The organism is Mangrovicoccus sp. HB161399 (assembly GCF_013184745.1).
In the GTDB taxonomy this organism is placed as follows: domain Bacteria; phylum Pseudomonadota; class Alphaproteobacteria; order Rhodobacterales; family Rhodobacteraceae; genus Mangrovicoccus.
Genome location: NZ_JAATVU010000018.1, coordinates 108,013 through 114,693, shown reverse-complemented (window position 1 = coordinate 114,693; position 6,681 = coordinate 108,013). Strand labels below are relative to the sequence as shown.

Sequence of the window (6,681 nt, the reverse complement as noted above, 5' to 3'; positions counted from 1 at the left end):
TTCGAATGCACCACCGCAGAGGTCTGGGACCGCCCGGATCTGGAAGCCGCCATCCGGGCCTCCTTCGAGCTCATCGAGGCTGCAGCCGCCTGAACCGGGCGCTCAGCCGAAGGAGCGCGCGCCCATGTAGAGCGCCAGGGCGAAGACGGCATGGTTCTGCAGCGTCTCGTTGATGCGCTGCACCTGGTTCGGCGTCTTCTCTGCCAGCAGCCCCCCGCCCATGGCCGGGGTCAGGATGCACAGCCCGGCAAAGGTGGTCAGTACCAGTCCGACGATGATCGCGGGCCAGACGGTCGGCGCATCGATATAGCCCGTCCCCCAGAACAGCGGCAGCATCGCGGCATAGGCGATGCCGACGGCATAGTGGAAGATCCATCCGGCCGCGTATTCGCGGGTCGAAGGCGGGTCGGTGCGGGACTGGTCGAGCATCGCCCGGCCGCGGGCGAGGCCGAGCACCCAGCGGCCGACCAGCCCCCAGGGCGACCCGCTCCGGCCGCGCAGCCGGTCGGTTGCCAGCTTCCACAGATCGAGGACAAGGGTGGCGGTGACGCCGGCGACGAGGGAGAAGAGAAGGAAGCGCATCATGGCGGACAGGTCTTTCCACTGGTTAACCCCGCAGCCCTAGCACGCCCGGCGCCCGTCCGTCGCCGCGGCGGCAGGTCACCGTCCGGCAGGACGCGCCAGCGCGCAACGCGCCGCCCGGGCCGCAACGCCCGGCCTGCGGGCCATCCCGCCCCGCGCCCGGGGAAGGGGCCATGGCCCCGGCGGGATCGGCAGGCCGGGCGAGCCATGCCGCGACCCGGGCCGGACGCGTCCAGGTTCCCTTGGTTGAAGGCACACGCTGCCGGTCCGGCAGGTCCGGCCGGGACGCGCGGGCTGAGAGGGCCGCGCCTGCTGCGGATCGTGCGCGCTGCCGGTCCGGCGGACCGTCCGCCGTGCCGTCAGCGCTGCGGGTCCGCTGGCGCGGGTGACTGTCCGAGGATCTGCCCGGCATCGGAGAAGATCTCCCTGGCCCAATCCAGGAATACCTCCAGCCGCCGCGGCAGCATGCGCTGCCCTGCATGGATCGCGTTGAGCGGCAGCGGCTCGGGCGGCGTGCCGGCCAGCACCTCGACCAGCGTGCCTGCCGCCAGATCCTCCGCGAAGCGGTAGCGCGGCGCCTGGATCAGCCCAAGCCCCTCGCGTGCCATCGCCGCGGCGGTGTCGGTATTGTCGGTGGAGACCGGTGCCGGGATCCGCCGGGTCACGGTCGTGCCGCCCGTGCGGAATTCCAGCGGGATCACGGCTCCGCTGCGCGAAGAGACGAAACCCACCATCCGGTGGCCGTCCAGGTCGTCGACGCTGCGCGGCGTGCCGTGGCGGGCAAGGTAGGCCGGGCTGGCGCAGGTGATCTCCGGCAATTCGCCCAGCCGCCGCATGTGCAGGCTGCTGTCTTCCGGATGCCCGGCGCGCAGCGCGCAGTCCACCCCCTCGCGCACGATGTCGACGTAGCGGTCGCTCTGGGTGAAGGAGATGGTCAGCCCCGGGAAGCGGCCGAGGAACTCCGGCAGGCGCGGCACCAGGAAGGTGCGGGTCAGCAGGCCGGGCGCCTCGATCCGCAGATGGCCGGACGCGCCCGGCCCGGCGAACTGCCCGAACGTGTCCTCGACCTCGGCCAGGATCGCCCGGGCGCGGCGGTGGAACTCGGTTCCCTCCGGCGTCGGCGTGACGTGGCGCGTGGTGCGCGCCAGCAGCCTGACCCCGGCCTCGCGCTCGAGCTGGTTGATCGCATGGGTGGCGGTCGAGCGCGCGACCTGCAGCTCGCGTGCCGCGCGGGCGAAGCTGCCGCCTTCGACGATGCGGGCGAAAAGTTCCAGCCGGTCCAGCCTGTCCATGCGGCATTGTTAGCCTCAGCCGAATTGTCATGTCAATCGCCGCCGGATTGTTATGGCTGACCGGTCTGTCTACCTCCCTTCCAAACGAAAGGGACCCAACATGACCCAGGATAACCGAACGGCCATCGTCACCGGCGCCTCGCGCGGGATCGGCGCCGAAATCGCCCGCCAGCTCGCCGCAGACGGCTTTGCCGTGGCGGTCAACTATTCCAGCAGTCCCGAGGCTGCAGAAGCTGTGGCCGCCGGGCTGCGGTCGGCAGGCGGACGGGCGGCGGCAATCCGCGCGGATCTGGCAGACCCGGATGCCCCGCGGGCGCTGTTCGACGCGGCGGAGGAGGCGCTCGGCCCGGTCGGCGTGCTCGTGAACAATGCCGGGGTGATGAAGCTCGCGCCGGTCGCCGCCTCCGACGATGCCCTGCTCGACGTGCATCTCGCGCTCAACCTCGCCGCGCCTCTGCGGCTGATGCGCGAGGCGGCGGGCCGCATGGCGGAAGGCGGGCGGATCGTGAACCTGTCCTCCTCGGTGGTCGGGCTCAACCAGCCGGGCTACGGGGTCTATGCCGCGACCAAGGCCGGGATCGAGGCTCTGACCCGGGTGCTGGCGAAGGAACTGGGGCCGAAGGGCATCACCGTCAACGCCATTGCGCCCGGCCCGGTGGGGACCGAGCTGTTCCTGGAGGGCAAGAGCGAAGAGCTGGTCGGGCGGATCGCGGCCATGTGCCCCTTCGGCCGGCTCGGCACCCCGGACGACATCGCGCAGGTCGTGGGGTTCCTGGCCGGTCCGCAATCCGGCTGGATCAGCGGCCAGGTGATCCGCGCCAATGGCGGGCTGATCTGACCGCAAGGCCGCTGCCGAACCCGCGCGGCAGTCCGGCGACGGCTGCCGCGGCACTGGTTTCCGGGCCGGACGTGTCTACGGAGCGGTACGGCCGCAGGAGATGGTCCCGGCCGGGCGGTGCCGTCGCCATCCCGGAGGGCTCCGGCGGCGGCTCAGCCGGTTCCCTGCCGGAGCGCCGTCCGCCTGCCGCGGCTCAGCCGGTGACCAGGGCCGCGAGCCAGAGCCCGATGCCGAAGGACAGATGCGCCGAGACGGTCTTGGCCATGCCGGGCCAGGGGTTGGCCGCCTTCAGCCCGAAGACGCCGCCGCCCATCGCGGGCTTCATCAGCAGCATCGGTCCGGCCAGGGTGGCGATGCCGAATAGGACCGCCGCGCCGAACGAGCTTTCAAGCCCGAGAAGCGCCAGCATCCAGCCGTAGAGGAGGCCGTAGCCCGCTCCCACGAGATAGTGGAAGGCCCAGCCTGCGGCGTTCTCGTTCGGGCGCGCCGGGCGGGATTTCAACGCGGTGTCGACGAGGCGCCCCTCGGCAAAGCCCAGCACCCAGCGGCCGACCGATCCCCAGCCGGGGGCAGGCTGGCCGAGGGCGCGCAGCACGGCGCGCTGCCAGAGGTCGGAGACCGCCGTCGCGGCGATCCCCCAGAGGAGGAAGACGGCGATCTCAGACATGGGCCAGCGCCCAGTCCCAGTCCGGCGACGCCATCTGCCGCCGCCCGCGCAGCAGCAGCAGCCGGGAATACTTGGCGAAATCGAAGGGCACGTCGGAATTCACGCTCTGGTAGACCGCCCAGAAGCCCCAGCGCACCATCGCCACCCCGACATAAAGATAGGTCCGTGCCACGGTCTCGGTCCGCGCCGCGCCCTCGTACATCTCCAGCAGCGACGCCACCCCGCGGCGGTCGTCGAAGAAGCTCTCGATCCCGAACATGGCGATGTCCCAGTAGGGATCGTTCATCGCCGCATATTCCCAGTCGATGATCCGGATCCGCCCGGCATCGTCGCGCATGTAGTTGGAGATGTAGCTGTCGTTGTAGCAGCCCTTCAGCTCTACCCCCGCGGCCTCGATCGCCCGCGCGGCGCGGCGGCCGTTCCAGATCAGCTGTTCGGCGTCGCGCGGCAGCAGCGCGCCGCAATCCGCGACCTTGGCCGCGAAATCCTCGAATTGCGACAGGCCGGTATTGGCCGCGTCCAGCCGCAGGCTGTCATGCACGCCCTTGTAGGCCGCCATGATCCCGCCCCGCACCCGGTCGTCCTGCACGTCATGCAGCCCGCAGCTGCGGAAGCCTTCCAGGAATTCGTGCACCTCGATCCCGGCGGCCTCGTCGTAATGGATCACCTGCGGACCGACGCCGCGTTCCGCCGCGATCTCGCCCGCGATCTTCGCGGTGGCGCGGTCGATGAACGCCTCGGTGCCGGCGCCGTGGAGCTTGACGAAGAAGGTCTCGCCCGTGGCCTTGTCGACGACGCGCCAGTTGATGTTGGTGATCCCGCCGTTGATGCGGTGGGCCTGCATCTCGCGCCCGGCGAAATGCGGGACGCTGGCGATGGCCTCGTGAATGCCGGTCATGCCCCGCGGACCTCCCTGAGAAGCTGCGCCATGTCGAAGAGCGACAGGTGGAACCGGAACCGGACCAGCCGGTTGCAGGCGTATTTGTAGAGCTCGGGGCCCTTGCGGTCCTCCGACGCCTCGCCTGCCAGCGCCCAGAGCGCCCAGATCGCGTCCTCCAGGAGGGCAAGGAGCTTCATCCGCGCCAGATCCGCCCTTGCCGGCGCGTCGCCGGTCCAGGCGGCGAGCAGCGCGCTGCGATCGTCGTCGTCGACGCAGAGCTCCAGCGACAGCGAGGCGAGGTCGCGCATCGGGTCGCCCATCGCCGCGCGGTCGAAATCCAGGAGTTTCAGCGCGCCGCCGCCATCCAGCATCGCGTTGGAGACCATCAGCTCGCCATGGAGCAGCACCGGTTCCGCCGGGGCCGCGTCGAGCGCATCGCAGATCCGCGCGACCCAGTCGCCGAGCTGCGCCAGGCCGAACCCGGCCGTGGCGGGCAGCGCCAGCATTCCGGGCCGCGCCGCCGCTTCTGCCAGCCGAGAGAAGTCCGCGCGGGGATCGGAGACGGCCGCAACAGCGCCCGCCCCGTGCCAGGCCTTCAGCGCGGCGAGAAGTCCGGGGAGCTTTCCGCCGGTGACGAAATCCGGCACCATCGCCGGGCGCCAGCCGTCGCCGAGCCGCTCCGTGGCCAGCGTCGCCGTGGCCGCGTCCGCGGTCAGCAGCCGCGGGCCGATCCCGGTCTCCGAAGCCAGCGCATGCGCTTCCGCTGCCGCGGCGAAGCCGCCCGGTCCCAGCGCATCGCGGTGGAAGGTCTTGACCGCGGCCGCCGCGCCTTCGAGCGAGGCAAAGCTCACCCGCCCGTCGAGCCCGCAATGCGACGGCATCGCGAGCGGCGGCACCGCTGCGGCTTCGGCCGCGCCGAGGGCCTCCAGCGCCGCGGCATGGCGTGCGCGGGAGTCCAGCGCGAAGGGGTCGACCGCCGCCCTCATGCCGGCACCGGGATGTCGGCGAGCTCCGGGAAGGCGGTTCCGGCGCCCTGCGCGGCCTCGAAGGCCAGCGATGCCCGCAGCAGGTCGATGTCGCTGCCCGCGGGGCCAATCAGCTGCAGCCCGACCGGCGAGGTCCCGGCGAAGCCGCAGGGCAGGGTCGCGCCGGGCTGGCCGGACTGGTTCAGCAGGGCGGTGAAGCCGACATGGTCATGCGGATGCGCGGGATCCGCGCCCGCCGCCTCGGCCGGGTAGTTCGCCACCGGCATGGTCGGCGCCAGCACGAAATCGTAGGCATCGCAGGCGCGGGCGAAGAGCCGCTGCGCCTTGTCGACGGTGGACATGGCAGAGGCGAAGTCCAGCGCGGTCATCGCCTCGCCCGCATCGCAGCAGGCGGTCAGGACGGGCAGCATCTGGTCCCGGCGGTCTTCGGGCAGGGAGGCGCGCTCGCCCGCGGCCTTGACCGAGAAATAGGCCGAAAGCTTGCGCAGGAACGGGAAATCCAGCGCCGCGGGCATCTCCGAGACCTCGGCGCCGAGGCTGCGGAAGGCCTCCGCCGCCCTGCGGATCAGCGCCTCGACCTCCGGCGCCACCGCGGGGCCGTCGCCGACCGAGAGCAGGAGGCCGATGCGCTTGCCCGCCAGATCGAGCGGCGCGAGCGCGGCGGGCATATCGGCGCCGGGCTCGAAGGCCGCCGGGTCGGGCTGCGACAGCACCGACATCAGCAGGACCGCATCGGCGACGGTGCGGGTGATCGGCCCGGCGACGCGGTCGCGGCTATAGGGCAGGTGCGGGATCACGCCCGCAGTAGGCTTCAGTGCCACCAGTCCGCAATGCGAGGCGGGCAGGCGCACCGAGCCGCCGACGTCGCTGCCGATGGCGATGGGCGCGATGCACGCGGCGACGGCGGCGGCGGAGCCCGCCGAGGAGCCGCCGGTATTCAGCGACAGGTCCCAGGGATTGCGCGTCACGCCATGGCCCGAGCTCAGCCCGGAGCCGAGAAAGCCCATGTCCGGCATGGTCGACTTGGCGAAGAGGATCGCCCCGGCCTCGCGCAGCCGCGCCGCGGGCGGGCTGTCTTCGGCATCTGGACCGGCGTCATGGCGCGCGGCGAGCCCGCGCAGCATGCGCATGCCCTTCACCGCGATGGAGTCCTTGACGATGCAGGGCACGCCGTCGAGCGGCCCCATCGGTTCGCCTGCTTTCCAGCGCGCCGCCGCGGCCTCCGCCGCCGCCATCGCGCCCTCGGCGTCGATGTCGTAGAGCGCGTTGATCGCCGGGTTCAGCTCCGCCGCGCGCTCCAGCGTGCAGCGCATCACATCGACCGGCGACAGCGTCCCGGCGCGGTAGGCCTCGATCAGCTCGGTTGCGCTGAGTTTCCACATGGGTCCGACCCTTCCTCTGGTCACGTTCCTGTGCGGCTCTCTGGCCGCTTCGGT

Annotated in this window: 7 protein-coding genes; 1 reads left to right on the top strand and 6 read right to left on the bottom strand. The window is 71.7% G+C overall.

All coding sequences use genetic code 11. From position 1 onward, the window contains the following. Window positions 1–102: 102 nt before the first annotated feature. Window positions 103–585 (bottom strand): DUF2938 family protein, encoded by a 483-nt coding sequence (locus HCC78_RS12670; RefSeq protein WP_172329141.1) that lies wholly within the window; start codon window positions 583–585, stop codon window positions 103–105. A 356-nt stretch (window positions 586–941) separates the two neighbouring features. Continuing rightward, window positions 942–1,874, bottom strand: coding sequence for a LysR family transcriptional regulator (locus tag HCC78_RS12665; RefSeq protein ID WP_172329140.1), 933 nt, complete (start codon window positions 1,872–1,874; stop codon window positions 942–944). Between the two features lie 100 nt (window positions 1,875–1,974). Between HCC78_RS12665 and HCC78_RS12660 the strand changes: the two genes are divergently transcribed. Next, window positions 1,975–2,712 carry an SDR family oxidoreductase gene (locus tag HCC78_RS12660; protein WP_172329139.1) on the top strand — a complete coding sequence of 246 codons (738 nt, stop codon included), beginning with the start codon at window positions 1,975–1,977 and terminating at the stop codon, window positions 2,710–2,712. Window positions 2,713–2,905: 193 nt separating this feature from the next. On the opposite strand, the gene HCC78_RS12655 is transcribed toward HCC78_RS12660, so the two are convergent. From HCC78_RS12655 to HCC78_RS12640, 4 genes are read right to left on the bottom strand one after another with little or no spacing between them, the layout of a single operon-like run. Further along, window positions 2,906–3,379, bottom strand: coding sequence for a DUF2938 family protein (locus tag HCC78_RS12655; protein WP_172329138.1), 474 nt, complete (start codon window positions 3,377–3,379; stop codon window positions 2,906–2,908). Next, window positions 3,372–4,277, bottom strand: coding sequence for a choline/ethanolamine kinase family protein (locus tag HCC78_RS12650; protein WP_172329137.1), 906 nt, complete (start codon window positions 4,275–4,277; stop codon window positions 3,372–3,374). Before HCC78_RS12650 ends, HCC78_RS12655 begins: the two co-directional genes overlap by 8 nt. Continuing rightward, window positions 4,274–5,245 (bottom strand): phosphotransferase family protein, encoded by a 972-nt coding sequence (locus HCC78_RS12645; protein ID WP_172329136.1) that lies wholly within the window; start codon window positions 5,243–5,245, stop codon window positions 4,274–4,276. The genes HCC78_RS12650 and HCC78_RS12645 overlap by 4 nt, the downstream gene beginning before the upstream one ends. Continuing rightward, complete coding sequence (locus tag HCC78_RS12640) at window positions 5,242–6,627, bottom strand: amidase (RefSeq protein ID WP_172329135.1); 1,386 nt, start codon at window positions 6,625–6,627, stop codon at window positions 5,242–5,244. Before HCC78_RS12640 ends, HCC78_RS12645 begins: the two co-directional genes overlap by 4 nt. Between the last annotated feature and the right edge of the window lie 54 nt (window positions 6,628–6,681).

Excerpts from the sequence above, each read along its gene's own strand:
- HCC78_RS12670 (WP_172329141.1), bottom strand. The coding sequence starts at position 585 with ATGATGCGCTTCCTTCTCTTCTCCCTCGTCGCCGGCGTCACCGCCACC.
- HCC78_RS12665 (WP_172329140.1), bottom strand. The coding sequence starts at position 1,874 with ATGGACAGGCTGGACCGGCTGGAACTTTTCGCCCGCATCGTCGAAGGC.
- HCC78_RS12660 (WP_172329139.1), top strand. The coding sequence starts at position 1,975 with ATGACCCAGGATAACCGAACGGCCATCGTCACCGGCGCCTCGCGCGGG.
- HCC78_RS12655 (WP_172329138.1), bottom strand. The coding sequence starts at position 3,379 with ATGTCTGAGATCGCCGTCTTCCTCCTCTGGGGGATCGCCGCGACGGCG.
- HCC78_RS12650 (WP_172329137.1), bottom strand. The coding sequence starts at position 4,277 with ATGACCGGCATTCACGAGGCCATCGCCAGCGTCCCGCATTTCGCCGGG.
- HCC78_RS12645 (WP_172329136.1), bottom strand. The coding sequence starts at position 5,245 with ATGAGGGCGGCGGTCGACCCCTTCGCGCTGGACTCCCGCGCACGCCAT.
- HCC78_RS12640 (WP_172329135.1), bottom strand. The coding sequence starts at position 6,627 with ATGTGGAAACTCAGCGCAACCGAGCTGATCGAGGCCTACCGCGCCGGG.